This is a genomic window from Candidatus Enterococcus murrayae, from assembly GCF_017315985.1.
GTDB lineage: Bacteria > Bacillota > Bacilli > Lactobacillales > Enterococcaceae > Enterococcus_A > Enterococcus_A murrayae.
Genome location: NZ_JAFLVR010000034.1, coordinates 44,377 through 64,024 on the forward strand (window position 1 = coordinate 44,377; position 19,648 = coordinate 64,024).

At 39.6% G+C, this 19,648-nt stretch carries 18 protein-coding genes and 1 riboswitch; of the genes, 16 read left to right on the forward strand and 2 right to left on the reverse strand.

Translation table 11 applies throughout. The features are described from left to right. Nucleotides 1-77: 77 nt before the first annotated feature. Both ald and tdcB read left to right on the forward strand, forming a co-directional pair. Complete coding sequence (gene ald, locus JZO85_RS14520; protein ID WP_207109246.1) at nucleotides 78-1,187, forward strand: alanine dehydrogenase; 1,110 nt, start codon at nucleotides 78-80, stop codon at nucleotides 1,185-1,187. Beyond that, a complete protein-coding gene (gene tdcB, locus JZO85_RS14525) occupies nucleotides 1,187-2,194 on the forward strand; it encodes a bifunctional threonine ammonia-lyase/L-serine ammonia-lyase TdcB (RefSeq protein ID WP_207109247.1) in 1,008 nt (335 codons plus the stop codon). The genes ald and tdcB overlap by 1 nt, the downstream gene beginning before the upstream one ends. Nucleotides 2,195-2,402: 208 nt before the next feature. On the opposite strand, the gene JZO85_RS14530 is transcribed toward tdcB, so the two are convergent. Then, entirely contained in the window at nucleotides 2,403-3,320 is a 918-nt protein-coding gene (locus tag JZO85_RS14530; RefSeq protein ID WP_207109248.1) for a magnesium transporter CorA family protein, read from the reverse strand. 246 nt (nucleotides 3,321-3,566) lie between these two features. Beyond that, nucleotides 3,567-3,664: riboswitch (purine riboswitch) on the forward strand. 82 nt (nucleotides 3,665-3,746) lie between these two features. Between JZO85_RS14530 and JZO85_RS14535 the strand changes: the two genes are divergently transcribed. The 5 genes from JZO85_RS14535 (at nucleotide 3,747) to purB (ending at nucleotide 8,816) form a co-directional block, all read left to right on the forward strand. Next, nucleotides 3,747-4,328 carry a xanthine phosphoribosyltransferase gene (locus tag JZO85_RS14535; RefSeq protein ID WP_207109249.1) on the forward strand — a complete coding sequence of 194 codons (582 nt, stop codon included), beginning with the start codon at nucleotides 3,747-3,749 and terminating at the stop codon, nucleotides 4,326-4,328. A gap of 1 nt (nucleotide 4,329) precedes the next feature. Continuing rightward, the gene (locus JZO85_RS14540) at nucleotides 4,330-5,613 is read left to right on the forward strand and encodes a solute carrier family 23 protein (protein WP_207109250.1); all 1,284 of its coding nucleotides are present in this window, start codon (nucleotides 4,330-4,332) and stop codon (nucleotides 5,611-5,613) included. Between the two features lie 200 nt (nucleotides 5,614-5,813). Beyond that, nucleotides 5,814-6,302, forward strand: coding sequence for a 5-(carboxyamino)imidazole ribonucleotide mutase (gene purE, locus JZO85_RS14545; RefSeq protein WP_207109251.1), 489 nt, complete (start codon nucleotides 5,814-5,816; stop codon nucleotides 6,300-6,302). Further along, the gene (gene purK, locus JZO85_RS14550) at nucleotides 6,295-7,416 is read left to right on the forward strand and encodes a 5-(carboxyamino)imidazole ribonucleotide synthase (protein ID WP_207109252.1); all 1,122 of its coding nucleotides are present in this window, start codon (nucleotides 6,295-6,297) and stop codon (nucleotides 7,414-7,416) included. Before purE ends, purK begins: the two co-directional genes overlap by 8 nt. Nucleotides 7,417-7,520: 104 nt before the next feature. Beyond that, complete coding sequence (purB, locus tag JZO85_RS14555; protein WP_207109253.1) at nucleotides 7,521-8,816, forward strand: adenylosuccinate lyase; 1,296 nt, start codon at nucleotides 7,521-7,523, stop codon at nucleotides 8,814-8,816. 34 nt (nucleotides 8,817-8,850) lie between these two features. Here the strand turns inward: purB and JZO85_RS14560 are convergent, their stop codons facing one another. Beyond that, nucleotides 8,851-9,222 carry a hypothetical protein gene (locus tag JZO85_RS14560; protein WP_207109254.1) on the reverse strand — a complete coding sequence of 124 codons (372 nt, stop codon included), beginning with the start codon at nucleotides 9,220-9,222 and terminating at the stop codon, nucleotides 8,851-8,853. 256 nt (nucleotides 9,223-9,478) lie between these two features. Here JZO85_RS14560 and purC point away from each other — a divergent pair, with 256 nt between their 5' ends. The 9 genes from purC to purD all read left to right on the forward strand — a co-directional run bounded on the left by purC (nucleotide 9,479) and on the right by purD (nucleotide 19,538). Beyond that, complete coding sequence (gene purC / locus JZO85_RS14565) at nucleotides 9,479-10,195, forward strand: phosphoribosylaminoimidazolesuccinocarboxamide synthase (RefSeq protein ID WP_207109255.1); 717 nt, start codon at nucleotides 9,479-9,481, stop codon at nucleotides 10,193-10,195. A gap of 2 nt (nucleotides 10,196-10,197) precedes the next feature. Beyond that, nucleotides 10,198-10,452 (forward strand): phosphoribosylformylglycinamidine synthase subunit PurS, encoded by a 255-nt coding sequence (purS, locus tag JZO85_RS14570; RefSeq protein WP_207109256.1) that lies wholly within the window; start codon nucleotides 10,198-10,200, stop codon nucleotides 10,450-10,452. Nucleotide 10,453: 1 nt separating this feature from the next. Beyond that, complete coding sequence (gene purQ / locus JZO85_RS14575) at nucleotides 10,454-11,134, forward strand: phosphoribosylformylglycinamidine synthase subunit PurQ (RefSeq protein ID WP_207109257.1); 681 nt, start codon at nucleotides 10,454-10,456, stop codon at nucleotides 11,132-11,134. Then, nucleotides 11,134-13,353: a phosphoribosylformylglycinamidine synthase subunit PurL gene (gene purL, locus JZO85_RS14580; RefSeq protein ID WP_207109258.1), complete on the forward strand. Its 2,220-nt coding sequence runs from the start codon at nucleotides 11,134-11,136 to the stop codon at nucleotides 13,351-13,353. The genes purQ and purL overlap by 1 nt, the downstream gene beginning before the upstream one ends. Continuing rightward, complete coding sequence (purF, locus tag JZO85_RS14585) at nucleotides 13,338-14,777, forward strand: amidophosphoribosyltransferase (RefSeq protein WP_207109259.1); 1,440 nt, start codon at nucleotides 13,338-13,340, stop codon at nucleotides 14,775-14,777. The genes purL and purF overlap by 16 nt, the downstream gene beginning before the upstream one ends. An 88-nt stretch (nucleotides 14,778-14,865) precedes the next feature. Then, the gene (purM, locus tag JZO85_RS14590; protein ID WP_207109260.1) at nucleotides 14,866-15,909 is read left to right on the forward strand and encodes a phosphoribosylformylglycinamidine cyclo-ligase; all 1,044 of its coding nucleotides are present in this window, start codon (nucleotides 14,866-14,868) and stop codon (nucleotides 15,907-15,909) included. Next, nucleotides 15,906-16,484, forward strand: coding sequence for a phosphoribosylglycinamide formyltransferase (gene purN, locus JZO85_RS14595; protein ID WP_207109261.1), 579 nt, complete (start codon nucleotides 15,906-15,908; stop codon nucleotides 16,482-16,484). Before purM ends, purN begins: the two co-directional genes overlap by 4 nt. Nucleotides 16,485-16,739: 255 nt before the next feature. Continuing rightward, nucleotides 16,740-18,272, forward strand: a complete 1,533-nt coding sequence (gene purH, locus JZO85_RS14600) for a bifunctional phosphoribosylaminoimidazolecarboxamide formyltransferase/IMP cyclohydrolase (protein WP_207109262.1) — start codon at nucleotides 16,740-16,742, stop codon at nucleotides 18,270-18,272. Nucleotides 18,273-18,287: 15 nt separating this feature from the next. Continuing rightward, nucleotides 18,288-19,538 carry a phosphoribosylamine--glycine ligase gene (gene purD / locus JZO85_RS14605; RefSeq protein ID WP_207109263.1) on the forward strand — a complete coding sequence of 417 codons (1,251 nt, stop codon included), beginning with the start codon at nucleotides 18,288-18,290 and terminating at the stop codon, nucleotides 19,536-19,538. Nucleotides 19,539-19,648 lie beyond the last annotated feature (110 nt).

Genomic DNA, 19,648 nt, shown 5'->3' on the forward strand with positions numbered 1-19,648 from the left:
ATAAAAAGCATTGTGATATATTAAACTTGTTCCGAAGTTAAAGAACTTTGATAATAATTTTATAGGAGTGATTTACTGTGAAAATTGGCGTAATTAAAGATCCAAAACAAGGTGAGGCACGTGTAGGCATGACACCTGAAAATGTTAAAATCTTAGTAGAGGCAGGAAATGAAGTACTAGTTGATAACAATGCTGGGGCTGGTTCTGGTTTTACTAATGATCAATATATAGAAGCAGGCGGTAAAATTGTTGATACAGATACTGCATGGACTGCAGATCTGATCGTGAAAGTGAAAGAACCAATGGAAAGCGAATATCACTATTTCAAAAAAGGACAAATTATTTGGGGCTTTTTACATTTGGCAGCGAATAAAGCGTGTGTGGAAAAAATGATGGAAGTCGGCGTAACAGCTTTGTCAGGTGAAAATATTTCCATCAATGGTGTCTTAGAACTATTAAAACCAATGAGTGCTATCGCTGGACGCCGTGCAGTGAACTTGGGTCAGTATTATTTAGAAAAACAACATGGCGGCGAAGGAATCTTACTTCCAGGAATCGCTGGTGTCGAAGCCGGGACAGTCGTTATCTTAGGGGGCGGAAACGCGGCTGAAAATGCAGCAGATATGGCAGTTGGTATTGGCTGTCACGTAATCATTCTTGAAGTAAATGAAAATCGAATCAAACAACTTCAGGATCGCTACAAAGAGCATAACGTTGATGTGCTTATTTCAAATACTGAAAACTTAGAGAAAAAAATCAAAGAAGCAGATATTTTCATTTCCACCGTTTTAATTCCGGGGGCTAAACCACCGAAATTGGTCAAGGAATATATGGTTGAATCAATGAAACCTGGCTCTGTGATTGTTGACATTGCCATCGACCAAGGTGGGACAGTTGAAACGATTGATAAACCAACCAATCATGCAGATCCTGTATTTATCAAACATGATGTCATTCATTATGCTGTTCCTAATATGCCGGGAGCTACACCAAGAACAGCGACGATTGCGTTGGCAAAAGGAAATATTTCATTTCTTAAAGACGTCAGTGTAAAAGGACTAGAGGATGCGTTGAGATCTGACAAGTCATTATTATCTGGTTTAAGCGTTTATAATGGAAAGGTCGTTTCTAAAGCATTAGCAGATTCAATCGATGTTGAATTTACTGAAATAGGAGATGTTCTCTAATGACCGATACAATGACAAAGTTACCTGTATCCATTGAAGATATCCATGAAGCTAAAAATGTTGTCAAACAATATGGTCGTGTAACTCCATTGATTCAATCGATGTTTCTAACTGCTAAAACGGGTGGACAAGTATTTTTGAAATTGGAGAATATGCAATTAACAGGTTCATTCAAATTTCGAGGAGCCTTTAACAAAATCGCCCATTTAACTCAAGCAGAAAAAGATAAAGGCGTCATCGCTGTTTCAGCCGGCAACCATGCTCAGGGAGTGGCGTTAACATCAAAATTATTAGGAATTCAAAGTACGATCGTAATGCCGGAAACTGCGCCAAAGGCTAAAGTAGAAGCAACTGAAGGCTATGGTTCAAAAGTAATTCTGCATGGAGCTGGGTTTGATGATGCAAAAGCTTATTGTGAGAAGATCGTTGAAGAAACTGGCGTGACCTATATTCCTCCATACGATGACGAATTTGTAATGGCCGGGCAAGGAACGATTGGTTTGGAAATCTTAGATTCAATCTGGGATGTCGATACTGTTATCGTACCCGTTGGCGGCGGCGGATTAATCGCTGGAATCGCCGTGGCAATGAAGACGTTCAATCCAAATATCAATATCATTGGTGTTCAAGCAGATAACATCCATGGAATGACAGCATCATTTCGCGCCGGACATAAAGTGGGCTATAAAAAAGCGGCGACGATTGCAGATGGTTGTGCGGTAGAATTTCCTGGAAATCTTACTTTCGAAGTTGTAGAAAATTTGGTAGACTACATGGTAACTGTCTCTGAACAAGAAATCGAGCTTGCCATGAAGGATCTGATTCAACGGACAAAAATCGTGGTTGAGGGAGCTGGCGCTTTAGCGACGGCAGCGATTCTTTCAGGTAAGGTGAACCAATATGTTAATGGTAAAAAAGTCGTCGCTGTTGTATCTGGTGGAAATGTTGATTTAAATCGTATTACTGATGTCATTGGTCATTTTTCAGTTGCAAATGAATTAAAATAGATAGACAAAAAAATAATGATTCGAAAGTCTTTTTGAAAAATACTTAATAAAAAGAAAGCGAACGCTCGTATTACCATCAATCACGATAGTATATGAGCGTTCAATTTTTATTTATCCCATTTCATTGTTTCTTTCGATTAATGTAATTTCTTTTTTGAGTGAGCATTCTTATTTGATTGTAGCTCGAGAGCTGAATGTTCAATAAACGTTAGGCGTCGTAATCCTTTTTGAATAGATAAACACCGCTAACTATAGAGACGATTAAAGCCAATAGAACAACCATAATCGAACCAATCTCAGAGTCACGCCATAATAATCCACCCGTATTGATCCCCCAAAGGCTGAAAATCAAAGTTGGCAATGCAAGCAAAAGTGAGGCTGTATTGAGAAATTTCATCAGCTGATTCAAACGATTGTCCATCATACTGTCAATTAATCCACTGATGGAGCTTAGCATTTCACGATAAATCTGAACAGATGTTGTAGCCTGTTTGGTTTGCAGTTCGATCTCGATAGCCAAATCACGGTCAGATGCGACTAGGCTAGAATCTAGAAGCTGCGTAATCGTTTTGCGCTGTTCTTTTAAAAGATTATCGATGTACACTAAATTTTTTTCAGTATTTGTGGTTTTCTCTAAAATAGACTTGTTTGAGCCAGTTGATGTCACCTGACTGATTTCTTCAATCGTTTTACGCTGCTTTTTCAAAAAAATTAGATAATGCTCGTTAATGATTTGCAAAGTGTGCAGAATCAAGCCTGCTTTAGTAAAAATTTCAGATTTGTAATTGTCTAAGACTTCATCCATCAACTGTCCTTTACTGACAGTGATTAACACATCTTCTGTTAGAAAAACGGTGACGGCTGACGATAATGATTCTGGCTCATCAATAGATTGGATATTGATAAAGAGCATTAGACAAAGCGTTTTTTCATTTTCTATTTGATATCTCTTAAAAAAAGAAACATTGGAGTATTTTTCCCCTAAAGAAAAGAAATTTTCAGGCAATTCATAGGATTGATGCAACTGCTCCTTTTCATCCGCAGTAGGATTGGAAACGGATACCCAAATTCCGCTATGATTCCTGTTTTGTACACCTTCATTTGAAATAGAAAAGAATTCAATCAACGACAAGAACCTCCTTATCTTCACGTAGTAATATATACAATCATCTCAAATAGGCAAGTAATTGCCAAATTTTTTGAATCATGAAATTTGTGAAAAAGGAAGTCTTGTCTATATAGTAAGCAAAGGTTCACTGAAAGTGAGACAATCATTTAATTCAGCTATAATTCTTCTCATTTGGAATAATTCTAGTTTACAGACAATTTCTATCTGATATAATAGGCTTCATATTTCATAAACTCTAATGAAAATTTTCATTGGAAGTAAACTTATATATCGTCATAATATGGATGACAGTTTCTACCTTGTGCCGTAAACGCAGGACTATAAGTAAAAATCGTACGGTTACGTATCTTTTTTGCTTTGCAGATAAGGTGCGTTTTTTGTATTAATCAAAAAACGACAAGAAATAAAAAGGAGAAGAGTATAATGAAAGAATTGACAGATCGTATCAAGGATAATGGCCGTGTTTTAGGTGAAGGTGTACTAAAAGTTGATGAATTTATCACACACCAAGTAGATCCTGATCTGATGGACATTATGGGTAAGCGTCTAGCAGAAGTGTTTGCCGACAAAAATATTACTAAAGTAGTGACTATCGAAGCTTCAGGAATCGCACCTGCAGTTTACGCAGCGCAAGCTTTAAAGGTGCCTATGATCTTTGCTCGTAAGTCCAAAAGTCTTACAATGGATGAAGAATTATTGACGGCTTCTGTCTATTCCTTTACTAAACAGGTGACAAGTACTATTTCTATTTCTCGTAAATTCCTTTCTGCAGAAGATAATGTCTTATTAGTCGATGACTTTTTAGCAAACGGTCAAGCCGCAAAGGGATTGATTGAACTATGTCAACAAGCTGGTGCTAATGTTGCCGGGATTGGAATCTTAATTGAAAAATCTTTCCAAGATGGACGTCAGCTGATTGAAGACATGGACATTCCAGTCGTTTCCCTAGCAAGAATCTCTTCCTTACATGACGGTAAAGTGACATTTATCGAGGAGGACGCATAGAGTGACAAGTGAGACAGGAAATGGAAAATCAGCAGTATTAGGTTTGCAGCATCTTTTAGCAATGTATGCAGGCGCAGTAGCAGTACCATTATTGATTGGAACAGGCTTGGGATTCAACGAGACCCAAATGACGTATTTGATTTCCATCGATATTTTTATGTGCGGTATTGCAACACTCTTGCAATTGACAGTCAATAAATTCTTCGGAATTGGCTTGCCGGTTGTTTTGGGTTGCGCCATTCAAGCAGTGGCTCCTCTGATCTTGATTGGACAAACTCAAGGGGTTGGAACTGTGTATGGATCAATTATTGCCGCAGGAATATTTGTTGTTTTAATTTCAGGCTTCTTTTCTAAGGTAGAAAAATTATTTCCGCCGATTGTTACGGGGACAGTAATCACTACAATTGGATTGACACTGATTCCAGTTGCTACCACAAAAATGGGTGGAGGCGATGCAGCTGCTAAAACCTTTGGAGATACTACGAATTTATTATTAGCTTTTGTAACAATCTTTTTAATCTTAGCCGTTCAAGTATTTGGCCGAGGGTTTGTTCGCTCAATCGCAGTTTTGGTTGGATTAGTTGGCGGAACTGTTCTTGCAGCTATTTTAGGAAAAGTTGACTTAGCTGCGATTGGACACGCGCCGTTGTTCCATGTCCCTCAACCGTTTTATTTCGGAACACCCAAATTTGAACCATTCTCTATTTTGTTAATGATCATTATTTCTATCGTGAGCATGGTAGAATCGACTGGTGTTTATTTTGCATTAGGCGATATTGTGGGTAAGAAAGTAAAAGAAGACGATTTGAAGCGAGGCTATCGTGCAGAAGGTTTAGCTGTGATTTTGGGTGGGATATTTAACACGTTTCCATATACCGGCTTTTCACAAAACGTGGGTCTTGTACAATTATCGGGAATAAAAACGCGTCGACCAATCTATTTTTCAGCAATTTTTTTGATTATTCTAGGGCTATTTCCAAAAGTAGGTGCCTTGGCTCAAATTATTCCTGAACCTGTTTTGGGCGGAGGCATGCTGGTAATGTTCGGCATGGTGGCTGTGCAAGGAATGAAGATGTTGTCAAAAGTTGATTTTAATGATGAAAAAAATCTGTTGATTATTGCAATTTCAATCGGCTTTGGCCTTGGTTTTAACGCAATGCCAACGCTGTTTGCCAAGTTGCCAGAAACACTTCAGATGTTTACTGGAAATGGTATTGTAATGAGCAGTTTGTCAGCTATTATCCTGAATCTTTTGTTTCATGGATATAAAAAAGAACTAAAATAAAAAAGGAAGTGCGGCTTGGTTAGCCGCGCTTTTTTCATTGCAATAAACACGAACGTTAAGTTAGAATTATCTGTTAATATTCGAATTATGCTTTGACTTAGCAGAGTCGGCTTGCTAAAATAAGTTTGATTAAGGGTATACAGATTAACGATTGGCTTGATTAAAAAAATTAAGTCTTTTATAGAAGAAGGGAGCATTTTATGAATCCAGAAGTAGCAATTATCATGGGGAGTACTTCCGATTGGGAAACAATGAAACATGCATGTCAAAGTCTTGATGAATTGGGTGTTGCTTATGAAAAACGAGTCGTTTCGGCCCATCGAACACCAGACCTAATGTTCGACTTTGCTGAAAAGGCTCGCGGAAGAGGAATCAAAGTCATTATTGCAGGAGCTGGCGGTGCAGCACACTTGCCAGGAATGGTAGCAGCAAAAACTACTCTGCCAGTAATTGGAGTTCCTGTTCAATCCAAGGCATTGAATGGACTGGATTCTTTATTATCTATTGTACAAATGCCCGGAGGAGTTCCAGTGGCTACCACAGCAATCGGAAAAGCTGGTGCAACTAACGCAGGATTACTTGCGGCACAGATGCTTTCCATGTATGATAAAAAAGTAGCTGAACGCTTAGAAGAAAAGCGCCAGCAAATGACACAATCTGTATTGGAAAGTAGTGAGCAACTTGGTTAAATCGTTAAAACCAGGCTCTACGATTGGTATCGTAGGCGGAGGACAATTGGGCCGTATGATGGCTATCAGCGCTAAGGAAATGGGTTTTCGTACGGGAGTGATCGATCCGACAGAAGATTGTCCAGCTGCGCAAGTTTCGGATTGGCACATTGTGGCTGATTACGATGATCAAATGGCTTTGGAAGAAATGGCCCGCAGATCACAAGTAATTACTTATGAGTTTGAAAATGTTGATGTTGATACGATCAACCATATCCAGCATATCGCGAACATACCGCAAGGCACCGACTTGTTGGCCATCAGTCAAGATCGATTGATGGAAAAATCTTTTTTAGAAAACAACAATATCGTAATCGCTCCTTACGCGACGATTATCAGCCCAACGGATATTCAAGATGCAATCGAAGGTATCGGCTATCCATGTGTATTGAAAACAACCCGTGGAGGGTACGATGGTCATGGACAATATGTCTTGAAAAGCACAGCGGATTTAGCGCCTTCTATGAATTTACTGCGTCAAGGAACGTGTGTTTTAGAGGCGTGGATTCCTTTTGAAAAAGAATTGTCTGTTCAAGTGGCCGGCAATAATATCGGAGATTACGTAACATTTCCAGTAGTGGAGAACATTCATCGCAATAATATCCTTCATGAGACAATTGCTCCAGCAGGAATCGATGCTGCAGTAGCAAAAGAAGCAGCTCGTATCGCAAAGGTAATCGCTCAAGGAGTCGATTTAGTTGGAACACTTTGTGTAGAATTTTTCTTAACAAAAGCAGGTGCATTGTATGTGAATGAAATTGCTCCACGTCCGCACAACTCAGGACATTATACGATTGAAGCTTGTAATATGAGTCAATTTGATGCGCATATTCGCGGAATTTGCGGGTGGCCGTTGAGTGAGCCCAAATTATTGTCAAATGCTGTAATGATCAATGTCTTAGGTGAAAATCTTTTGAAGACGTACGAATTGATTGATTTATGGCCAGACTGGCATTTCCACTATTACGGAAAAGCAATGCCAAAAAAGGGTCGAAAGATGGGCCACGTGACTATTTTGACAGAAAGCATCCAACGAACGTTAGACGACGTCAAGAAAACCGAAACTTGGGATTAGCGAAAAATGTCAAGCTCGCTTTTCCTGTTGAATGGCGAAAAAATTGTACTGATATATAAAAGAAATTTTTCTTTTTCAAAATTTCTATATTAAAGGAGAATACGATGATACCTCGATATACAAGAGCTGAAATGGGCAATATTTGGAGCGATGAAAATCGTTATAAAGCATGGTTGGAAGTTGAAATCTTAGCAGATGAAGCTTGGGCAGAATTAGGTGAGATTCCTAAAGCTGACGTGGAAAAGATTCGTGCGAACGCTGGATTTGATATGGATCGTATTTTAGAGATCGAACAATCAACGAAACATGACGTGGTGGCCTTCACCAGAGCTGTTTCTGAAACTTTAGGAGAAGAAAGAAAATGGGTCCATTATGGACTGACTAGTACCGATGTGGTAGATACTGCCTATGGCTACTTGTATAAACAGGCGAATGATATTTTGCGTCAAGACTTGCAAGATTTTCTAGTGATTATCGGTGAAAAGGCCAAAGAACATAAAAATACAGTGATGATGGGACGAACTCATGGTGTTCATGCAGAGCCGACAACCTTTGGTTTGAAACTGGCCACTTGGTATTCAGAGATGAAACGGAATATTCAACGTTTTGAACATGCTGCTAAAGGAGTAGAAGCAGGCAAAATCTCAGGAGCAGTTGGCACATTTGCTAACATCCCTCCTTTTGTTGAAGAATACGTTTGTGAAAAACTGGGGATTCGTCCGCAAGAAGTTTCTACACAAGTGTTGCCTAGAGATCTACATGCAGAATATTTTTCAAGTCTGGCTTTGATTGCAACTTCGATCGAACGTTTTGCTACAGAAATTCGAGGGTTGCAAAAATCAGAAACTCGTGAAGTTGAGGAATATTTCGCTAAAGGTCAAAAAGGATCCTCTGCAATGCCTCACAAACGCAATCCAATTGGTTCCGAGAATATGACGGGATTAGCTCGTGTGGTACGCGGTCACTTGATCACTGCTTTTGAAGATGTGGCTTTGTGGCATGAACGTGATATTTCTCATTCATCCGCTGAACGGATCATTACCCCCGATACTACAATTTTAGTGGATTATATGCTGCATCGTTTCAGCAACATTGTTAAGAATTTGACAGTCTTCCCAGAAAATATGAAGCGCAATATGCAAGCGACCTTTGGGTTGATATACAGTCAACGTGTAATGCTAAAGTTGATCGACAAAGGTATGACTCGCGAAGAAGCCTATGATTTGGTACAGCCTAAAACAGCTTATGCTTGGGATAACCAAACACAATTTCGACCTTTGCTTGAAGAAGACGAAGGAATCACTAGCGTTTTGTCATCGGCTGACTTGGATGACGCATTTGACTATAACTATCATTTGAAAAATGTTGATAACGTTTTTGAACGTGTTGGTATCAAATAGAAAAACCTCTTGCCAGAAGGCAAGAGGTTTTTTCTTATGCGTAAGAATAAACATCCACGAAACAACTTTCAGTAAGCTGCTCCAGTAAGCAATTAATCAATCGATAATCGTAGCTCTGTGAATTTAACAGAATTTCGATTCGATAAGAATTTTTCAGAAAAGAATGCTCTTTCAGCTGACGAATAATTAGATTATCTTGAGCCGTATTAGAAAAACGCAATGATTGCATCGCCTGAGATTGTTTTGGATGTAGCAGTTTTTTTAAATTACGATAGGAGTAAAAACTTGTGTCGCGGTTAAGATTGTGGGTTGTATCTAATCCTAATAAGGCATTTAGTAAACGTTGTCTATCGGTTTCATTCATTGAATTTAGAAAATTTTGAGCTGCTGCCGATGCTTCTAACATAATCAATTCCCCCATATATTTCGTTCGAATTAAATATAGCACCATTTCCATAAAATGTAAACGCTGTCTTCAGCGGCGTAGATTTTAATACAAATGACAATTACAATAAACACGAACATTAGGGAGAATATTTCATTATAATATCCGATAAAATGTTGAAATATTTTTTTTCTGTTGTTACACTGAAGGTGAATTTGAAAAACGAACGATTTTCGAAGTATTTTTTAGAATGTTCATTAAAAGGGAGCGTTATGACGTGGAAAAAGGAACTTTATTGTATGAGGGGAAAGCAAAACAATTATTCCAGACAGATGATCCAGAAGTTATTTGGGTGGAATATTTGAATCAAGCGACTGCTCTAAATGGTGCAAAGAAAGATCAAATTAGCGGTAAAGGCGAACTTAACAATCAAATCACAGGATTGATTTTTGATTTCTTAGAAAGTAAAGGAATTAGCAATCATTTTATCAAACGGCTTTCCACAAATGAACAGCTGATCCAAACAGTCGATATTATTCCTTTAGAGGTAGTGGTGCGAAATATCGCTGCAGGCAGTTTTTCAAGACGTTTAGCCATTCCAGAAGGAACCCCTTTGAAAACACCCATTGTTGAGTTTTATTACAAGAAGGATGAACTGGATGATCCCATGGTTGTTGATGATCATATCCGAACATTAGAGCTTGCAACGACAGATGAAATTACTCAATTACGTCAAATGGCCTTGGAAGTAGATGATGCGTTGATCGAATTGTTTGATTCAATTGATATCAGACTAGTTGATTTTAAGTTGGAATTTGGTCGTCAAAAGGACGGTACGATTTTATTGGCAGACGAAGTTTCGCCAGATACTTGCCGTTTATGGGACAAAAAAACCAATGAGCATTTAGATAAAGATATTTACCGTCGTGATCTGGGCGACATTATTCCGGTGTATCAAGAAGTTTTAAATAGATTAGAAAAGCGAGGAGAATAAGCATGTATTTTGTAAAAGTTTATGTAACGTATAAGGATTCTGTATTGGACCCGCAAGGAGAAGCAGTGAAAGGTGCTGTTCACCGTTTAGGCTATGATGAAATCGAGAATGTTCGCATCGGAAAATATTTTGAAATTAAGGTGGCTAAAAGCGATCGTCCAGTTGAAGAAATGATTGAAGAGGTTTGTGACAAATTATTAGCCAACGTCAATATGGAAACCTATCGTTACGAAATTTTAACATCGGAGGAAGTTTAACATGAAATTTGCGGTCATTGTGTTTCCTGGCTCAAATTGTGATTTAGATATGTACTGGGCGATGAAAGAAATCATGGGAGCTGATTGTGAATATGTTCGATACGACGCAGACAGTCTAGATGGTTTTGACGGTGTGTTACTGCCTGGCGGATTTTCTTATGGTGATTATTTACGTTGTGGAGCAATTGCGCGCTTTGCCAATATCATGTCCGAAGTCATTCGTTTTGCTGAAGAGGGTAAGCCAGTTTTTGGCACATGTAATGGATTTCAGATTTTGACGGAAGCCGGATTATTACCGGGGGCATTACGTCGGAATGAGTCATTAAAATTTATCAGTAAAATCACACCGCTAAAAGTTGTGAATAATCAAACAAAATTTACTTCTGAATATGCGTTGAATGAAGTAATTCAAATTCCTGTCGCTCACGGTGAAGGAAATTATTATTGTGATGATGAAACACTAGCTGATTTAAAAGCTAATAATCAGATCGTTTTTACTTATGAAGGTGAAAATATTAACGGCAGCGTAGAAGGCATTGCGGGTATTACAAATAAAGCAGGAAATGTTTTAGGAATGATGCCTCATCCGGAACGAGCAATGGAAAAATTGTTAGGGTCTGATGATGGCAAAAAGTTTTTCGCTTCTATCTTAAATAATTTTGGAAAGGTGACTGCAAACTAATGATGAAAGTAGAACCAACGGCTCAAGAAATCAAAGATCAGCGTGTTTACGATGGATGGGGTTTGACCGATGAAGAATATCGTTTGATTTCAGAAGACATTCTTGGTCGCCTGCCAAATTATACAGAAACAGGACTTTTCTCAGTAATGTGGAGTGAACATTGTTCATACAAAAATTCAAAACCAGTATTACGCAAATTCCCAACGGACGGACCACAAGTTTTACAAGGTCCTGGTGAAGGCGCTGGAATCGTTGATATCGGTGATGGACAAGCAGTCGTTTTCAAGGCAGAAAGTCATAATCACCCTTCTGCTGTAGAACCTTATGAAGGAGCGGCTACAGGAGTTGGCGGAATCATTCGCGATATTTTTAGTATGGGAGCACGCCCGATTGCTGTTTTAGACTCTTTACGTTTTGGCGAGTTGAATACTCCCAGAACTAAGTATTTATTAGAAGAAATCGTAGCGGGAATCAGCGGCTACGGAAATTGTATCGGGATCCCGACAGTTGGTGGTGAAGTAGCGTTTGACCCGTGTTATGAAGGAAATCCTTTAGTCAATGCTATGTGTGTCGGCTTGATGGATCACAAGGACATTCAAAAGGGTCAGGCTAAGGGTGTTGGAAACTCCATTATGTATGTTGGTGCAAAAACCGGTCGTGACGGGATTCATGGTGCGACCTTTGCTTCTGAAGAGTTCGTTGAAGGAGAAGAACAACAGCGTTCTGCCGTTCAAGTGGGCGACCCATTCATGGAAAAATTATTGTTAGAAGCTTGTCTTGAATTGATTCTGGATCATTCTGATATTTTGGTGGGTATTCAAGATATGGGAGCAGCTGGCTTGGTTTCGTCTAGTTCGGAGATGGCTTCTAAAGCTGGATCTGGTTTGAAGCTATATTTAGATGATGTTCCTCAACGTGAAACGAACATGACTCCTTATGAAATGATGTTATCAGAATCACAAGAGCGTATGTTGATTTGTGTTGAACAAGGACATGAAGCCGAAGTAGTTGAGTTGTTCAAACGCTATGAATTAGATGCGGTGACTATCGGTGAAGTTACGGACGATGGTATGTATCGTTTGTACCATCATGGAGAAGAGGTAGCGAATTTACCAGTTGATGCACTCGCTGAAGATGCTCCAGTATATGAAAATGAGAAGAAGGAACCAGCCCGTATCCAAGAATTTGCGGCTATGTCAGATTTTACGCCTGAAATAAAGGATGCATCTGAAACCTTACTAGCATTATTGCAACAACCAACAATCGCTTCAAAAAGAATGATTTACGAAACCTATGATTCACAAGTTCGTACAAACACTGTCGTCCGACCGGGAAGTGATGCAGCGGTAATGCGTGTTCGTGGAACGAATAAGGCATTGGCAATGACAACTGACTGTAATGCTCGTTATCTCTATTTGAATCCAGAGATCGGCGGACAAATCGCAGTGGCAGAAGCAGCACGAAACATTGTTGCATCAGGTGGTCAGCCTTTAGCGATCACGGATTGTTTAAATTATGGTTCGCCTGAAAAACCAGAAGGATTTTGGGAATTGTGGACGTCAGCAGATGGTATTTCTGAGGCCTGCCGTACGCTAAATACACCAGTTATTTCTGGAAATGTTTCAATGTATAACGAAACAAATGGTAAAGCGATCTACCCAACACCAATGATCGGGATGGTGGGTCTGATCGAAGACTTGACTCATATTACGACACAAGAGTTCAAGCAAGCTGGTGATTTAATTTATGTAGTCGGAAAAACGCATGCTGACTTCAATGGTTCTGAGATTCAAAAAATGCAAAAAGGTTTGATTGAAGGAAAACTGATGAATTTCGATTTAACCGTTGAAAAGGAGAATCAAGATTTGGTTCTTTCAGCAATTAAGGCAGGGTTAGTGACCAGTGCTCACGACTGCGCAGAAGGTGGTTTAGCTGTCGCTATTGCAGAATCAGCATTCAATAATCAACTAGGCGTTGAGATTAATATAGAGATGCCGATTGAAAATCTATTTGCTGAGACACAATCTCGTTTTGTACTGTCTATTACACCTGAAAATCAAGCTGCTTTCGAAGCTTTAGCTGGCGAAAAAGTAGTGAGAATTGGGAAAACGACGAACACTGGAGAAATTAAATTAACTGCTACTGGCGGTGAGATTATAGTTGCAACTAAAAAGGCAGAAGAATTATGGGAGGAAGCCATTCCATGTCTAATGAAGTAAAAAGTTTAAATGAAGAATGTGGCGTATTTGGCATCTGGGGACACCCGGATGCTGCTCGCGTCACTTATTTTGGCTTGCATAGCTTGCAACATCGGGGGCAAGAAGGAGCTGGGATCGTCAGTAATGACGGCGGAAAATTGTTCAGTACTCGAGGCTTAGGTTTATTATCGGAAGTCTTCAAGAACGAACGACAATTAAATCAATTGACAGGTCAAGCAGCGATTGGTCACGTTCGTTATGCTACAGCTGGAACCAGCAGCGTTGATAACATCCAGCCTTTTTTATTCAATTTTTACGATGGCGATTTTGCTTTAGCACATAACGGAAATTTGACGAACGCTAAAAGTTTACGTAGAGAGCTAGAGATTGATGGAGCTATTTTTCATTCCAACTCTGATACAGAGATTTTGATGCATCTGATTCGTCGCAGCCAAAAAGAAACGCTATGTGACCGAATGAAAGAAGCATTGAACACTGTCAAAGGTGGATTTGCTTATCTTATGCTGACAGAAGAATCAATGGTAGCGGCTCTTGATCCGAATGGGTTCCGGCCATTATCAATTGGTCAAATGGTCAATGGTGCTTATGTAGTAGCTTCAGAGACGTGTGCGCTAGAGGTTGTTGGCGCGAAATTTATCCAAGATGTAAATCCTGGTGAAATCATTACTATCAATGATGAAGGATTAAAGGTCGAGCATTTTACTGAAGAGACACAGCATGCGATTTGTTCGATGGAATATATCTATTTTGCACGACCAGATTCTAATATCGCAGGAGTAAATGTGCATAGTGCGCGTAAAAATATGGGGCGTATTTTATCACAAGAAGCGTCAATTGAAGCAGACATGGTCGTGGGTGTTCCTAATTCTTCTCTGTCAGCCGCTAGTGGCTATGCTGAGGAATCTGGTATCCCCTATGAAATGGGATTAGTAAAAAACCAATATGTTGCGAGAACCTTTATTCAACCGACGCAAGAACTACGCGAACAAGGTGTACGTATGAAGCTTTCTGCAGTTCGTGGAGTAGTTGAAGGAAAACGTGTCATTATGGTAGATGATTCAATCGTGCGGGGGACAACAAGCCGCCGAATCGTAAATCTATTAAAAGAAGCTGGAGCAAAAGAAGTTCATGTCCGGATAGCTTCACCTCCTTTGCGTTATCCATGTTTTTATGGTATCGATATTCAAACGCGCAAAGAATTGATTGCAGCTAACCATTCAATCGAAGAGATTCGTGAGATGATTGGAGCAGATTCGTTGTCCTTTTTGAGTGAAGATGGATTGATCAATGCAATTGGATTAGACTTTGATGCACCGTATTCAGGATTGTGCATGGCTTATTTTAATGGCGATTATCCAACACCGCTGTATGATTACGAGGCGCATTATCAGGCAACACTAAAAGAAAAAACTTCATTTTATTAGAAGGTAGAATAATAGCACAAGCTGTGTTTTAACAGAATAATGTATAGCATGAGACTTAATAAATCAATAGGAATGAGGAACGAATCGAGTGGGAAATGCATATTCCAAAGCTGGCGTCGATGTAGAGGCCGGTTATGAAGTAGTTGAACGCATTAAAAAACATGTGAAAAGAACCGAACGTTTGGGTGTTATGGGAGCAATCGGGGGATTTGGCGGCTGTTTTGATCTGAGTCAATTTCAATTGAAAGAGCCTGTTTTGGTTTCTGGAACTGACGGCGTAGGAACCAAATTAATGGTTGCGATCCAAGCAGATAAGCACGATACGATTGGAATCGATTGTGTCGCAATGTGTGTAAATGACATTGTAGCGCAAGGAGCAGAACCGCTTTACTTTTTAGACTATATTGCAACAGGCAAAAATGTACCAGCGCGTCTAGAGCAAGTAGTCGCAGGAGTTGCTGAAGGCTGTGTCCAAGCAGGAGCTGCTCTGATCGGTGGAGAGACAGCGGAAATGCCCGGTATGTATGGTGTTGATGACTATGATTTAGCTGGTTTTACAGTTGGAATCGCTGAAAAAAGTCAGATAATCACTGGAGAGAAAATCAAAGCTGGTGACGTACTGGTTGGGTTACCTTCATCAGGAATCCATTCGAACGGTTATTCTCTAGTTCGTAAAATCTTTTTCGAAACAAATAATTTTTCGAATGATGAACAGTTACCTGAGTTAGCAGGAAAACTTAGTGATGAGATTTTGACTCCAACAAAGATTTATGTCGACGCTTTAATGCCATTGATTAAAAAGGAACTAGTTAATGGAATTGCTCATGTGACCGGCGGAGGTTTTGTTGAAAATTTACCACGGATGCTGCCAGAAAGTTTAGCTTGTGAGATCGACTTGGGGACGTGGCCAATCTTACCGATCTTTGATGCATTAGCTAAGTATGGCGAAATTCCAGAAATGGAGATGTATGAGATTTTCAATATGGGGATTGGTATGGTTTTAGCAGTATCACCAGAAAAATTGGCAGATTTGCAAGCTGATTTGAATGAACGGAATGAAGCCTCATACATTATTGGAAAAGTGATTGATAAGCAAGAATCGCCAATTGTTTTCAATGGGGCAAACGCATGAGGATTGCGGTTTTAGCTTCAGGCAATGGGTCAAACTTTGAAGTGATCGCTCAGGCGGTTAAAGACAAAAAGATCGATGCAGAATTAGTACTATTGTTTTCAGATCATCGTGATGCCTATGCACTGAAACGGGCAGAAAAATTTGAGATAACCTGCGAAAGTTTTGAGTTGAAAGAATTTACAAACAAGAAAAATTATGAAACTGCGTTACTATCCCTATTAAAAAAATATGAGGTGGAACTTGTCGTTTTAGCGGGCTATATGCGGATTATTGGGAAAGATTTGCTAGCGGCATTTCCTAATCGTATTGTCAATGTTCATCCTGCACTGCTGCCGAATTTCCCAGGGTTGCATGGAATCAAGGATGCATACGAAGCTGGTGTTGAGGAAACAGGTGTTACGATTCATTATGTTGATAGTGGTGTAGATACTGGTCCGATTATTGCACAAGGCAGAGTACAGGTGTCAAAGGATGATAGTCTAAGCGATTTGGAAACCAAGATCCATCAGGTGGAGCATGAGCTTTATCCAAAGGTTCTTGCGGAAATCGTAAGAGAAGTTAATTCAGAAGTCTAAAAATATTATTTTGTCCAACTTTACCAACTACTCTTTATAGATTGTTGTGGTGAAAAGAACACTAGAGAATTAATCTATTGCCAAGAATAGGCATGTAGACCATTCTTTCACAGTTTATTAAAGCTTGAATAAAGCAATAGATAGTGCAAATTTAGAAGAGTTATGTTCGATTGGATGATACACACGGCGAGCATCAAACTTATTTTTTCGATTTTTGAAGAAGTGAATAGTGAAGAACGAGATAGGAGTGTCAGGATGACAAGAGCATTAATCAGTGTTTCAGATAAAACAGGAGTTGTAGAATTTACTAAAGGGTTAGTTCAGGTGGGAATCGAGATCATTTCTACTGGCGGAACTAAAAAAGTCTTGGATGAAGCAGGCATTCCAACATTAAGTATTGATGAGGTAACAGGTTTCCCAGAAATGATGGATGGTCGAGTTAAAACTCTACACCCGAAAATTCATGGTGGGTTATTGGGTCGGCGTGATTTAACAGCCCACATGGATGCGATGAACGAACACGATATACAGCCAATCGATTTCGTCTGTGTGAATTTATACCCTTTCAAAGAAACGATTTCCAAACCAGAAGTGACTGAGGAAGATGCAATTGAGAATATTGATATCGGCGGACCTAGTATGCTGCGCTCTGCTGCTAAAAACTTCAGTTCGGTAACTGTAATAGTAGACCCTGAAGATTATGCACTTGTTTTAGCAGAAGTAAAGGAAAATCAAGCGACCTCTTTGGAAACACGCAAACGCTTAGCTGCAAAAGTATTTCGTCATACAGCAGCATATGACGCGTTGATCGCGGATTATTTAACAAAGAGCGTTTGTGAGGTCGAACCAGAAAAATTAACATTAACTTATGATTTGAAACAGACCTTGCGCTACGGTGAAAATAGTCATCAAACAGCAGCGTTTTACCAAAATGCTTTGCCTGTGTCTTATTCGATTGCGAGTGCTCATCAACTTCATGGAAAAGAACTGTCATACAATAATATCAAGGATGCGGATGCAGCGATTCGTATCGCTCGTGAATTTACTGAACCAACAGTCGTGGCACTGAAGCATATGAATCCATGCGGGATTGGAAGTGGACGCACGATTTCGGAAGCCTACCAGTTTGCCTATGAAGCAGATCCAACATCGATTTTTGGTGGGATTTTAGTTGCGAACCGTGAAATTGATCTGGAAACAGCGGAAGAAATGCATAAATTATTCTTAGAAATCATCATCGCACCAAGCTTCAGTAAAGAGGCGTTTGATGTGTTATCTGATAAGAAAAACTTACGCTTGATGACTTTAGATTTTAGTGACCAAGCAAGTAATCAGCCAGAAGTTGTTTCTGTACTTGGCGGGTTACTAGTTCAGGATCAAGATGTCGTTGAAGAAATACCTGAAGAATGGGAAGTTGTAACAGATCGGAAACCGTCAGCAGACGAACTAAAAGCTTTAGCATTTGCTTGGAAAGCAGTAAAACACGTAAAATCCAATGCAATTGTTGTAGCAAATGAACATCAAACTGTAGGAGTTGGTGCAGGACAGATGAATCGTGTTGGTTCGGTCAAAATCGCTTTAGAAGAAGCAAAAGGTCGAATGGATGGAGCTGTTTTAGCTAGTGATGCATATTTCCCGATGGATGACAGTGTGGAATATGCTGCTCAGCACGGTATTAAGGCGATCGTTCAACCAGGCGGAAGCATTCGAGATAAGGATTCAATTGCTATGGCGAATAAATACGGTGTGGCAATGGTCTTTACGAGCATTCGTCATTTCAGACACTAATTTGAGGAGGACGCAATGAAGGTATTAATTATTGGGAGCGGTGGACGTGAACATGCGATCGCGAAGAAAATGTTGACTAGTCCGCAAGTGACAGATGTTTTTTGCGCCAAAGGAAATCCTGGGATGAAAAACGACGGAATCCAACTAGTGGATATCGCTGAAGACAATCATATAGATTTAATTTCTTTTGTTAAGGAGAAGGGAATCGATTGGACGTTTGTTGGTCCTGAGATTCCTTTGCTGAATGGTATTGTAGATGATTTTGAAGCTGCAGGACTTAAGATTTTTGGACCAAACAAAGCAGCTGCTATGATTGAGGGCTCGAAAGAATTTGCTAAGAAAATCATGGTAGACAATGACATCCCGACAGCTGACTATGAAGCTTTCACTGATTATCAGAAGGCTTGCGATTATGTAAAAGAAAAAGGTGCACCGATTGTTATTAAAGCAGATGGCTTGGCTGCTGGTAAAGGTGTGACAGTTGCTATGACTTTAGAAGAGGCACTGCATGCTTTGAAAGAAATGATGACAGATCATCGCTTTGGTGAAAGTGGGGATAAAGTTGTTGTAGAAGAATTTTTAGCTGGTGAAGAATTCTCACTTCTTGCTTTTGTTAAAAATGAAAAAGTGTATCCAATGGTAATTTCTCAAGATCACAAGCGCGCTTACGACAAGGATCAAGGGCCAAATACCGGCGGCATGGGTGCTTATTCACCAGTTCCCCAGATTTCAACAGAAATAGTCGATGCGGCAGTAGAAAATATCTTGAAACGGGCTGCTAAGGGTATGATGAACAATGATACACCATTTACAGGCATTTTATATGCTGGCTTGATTGCAACTGATTCAGGGGCAAAAGTTATTGAGTTCAATGCTCGCTTCGGAGATCCAGAAACACAGGTCGTTTTACCACGATTGGTAAGTGATTTGGCACAGATTGTTGATGATCTGTTGAATGGTTATGAACCTGATTTGATTTGGAGTGAACAAGCAGCAGTTGGTGTTGTTCTAGCTGCAGAAGGCTATCCTAATGATTATCAAAAAGGGATGTCAATTCCATCTTTTGATGATCAAGTAACAGTCTATTATGCTGGAGTAGCGGATGATCAAGGAATGACAGTAGCATCAGGTGGAAGAGTGCTTTTAGTTGAAGCCGAGGCTGATACGATTGAAGATGCTCAAGCAAAAGTTTACCGAGCTTTAGAGGGTGCTGCTACTGAAGGATACTTCTACAGAAAAGATATTGGTGCAAAAGCAATAAAATAAGCAAAAAAAAACGACTCTGAGGTCGTTTTTTTTTGTTCAAAATACGCGAGATTTTAAAAATGACAGCTTTGATTAAAAGTGGTAAACTAAAGTAAGCGCCGAACCACTGA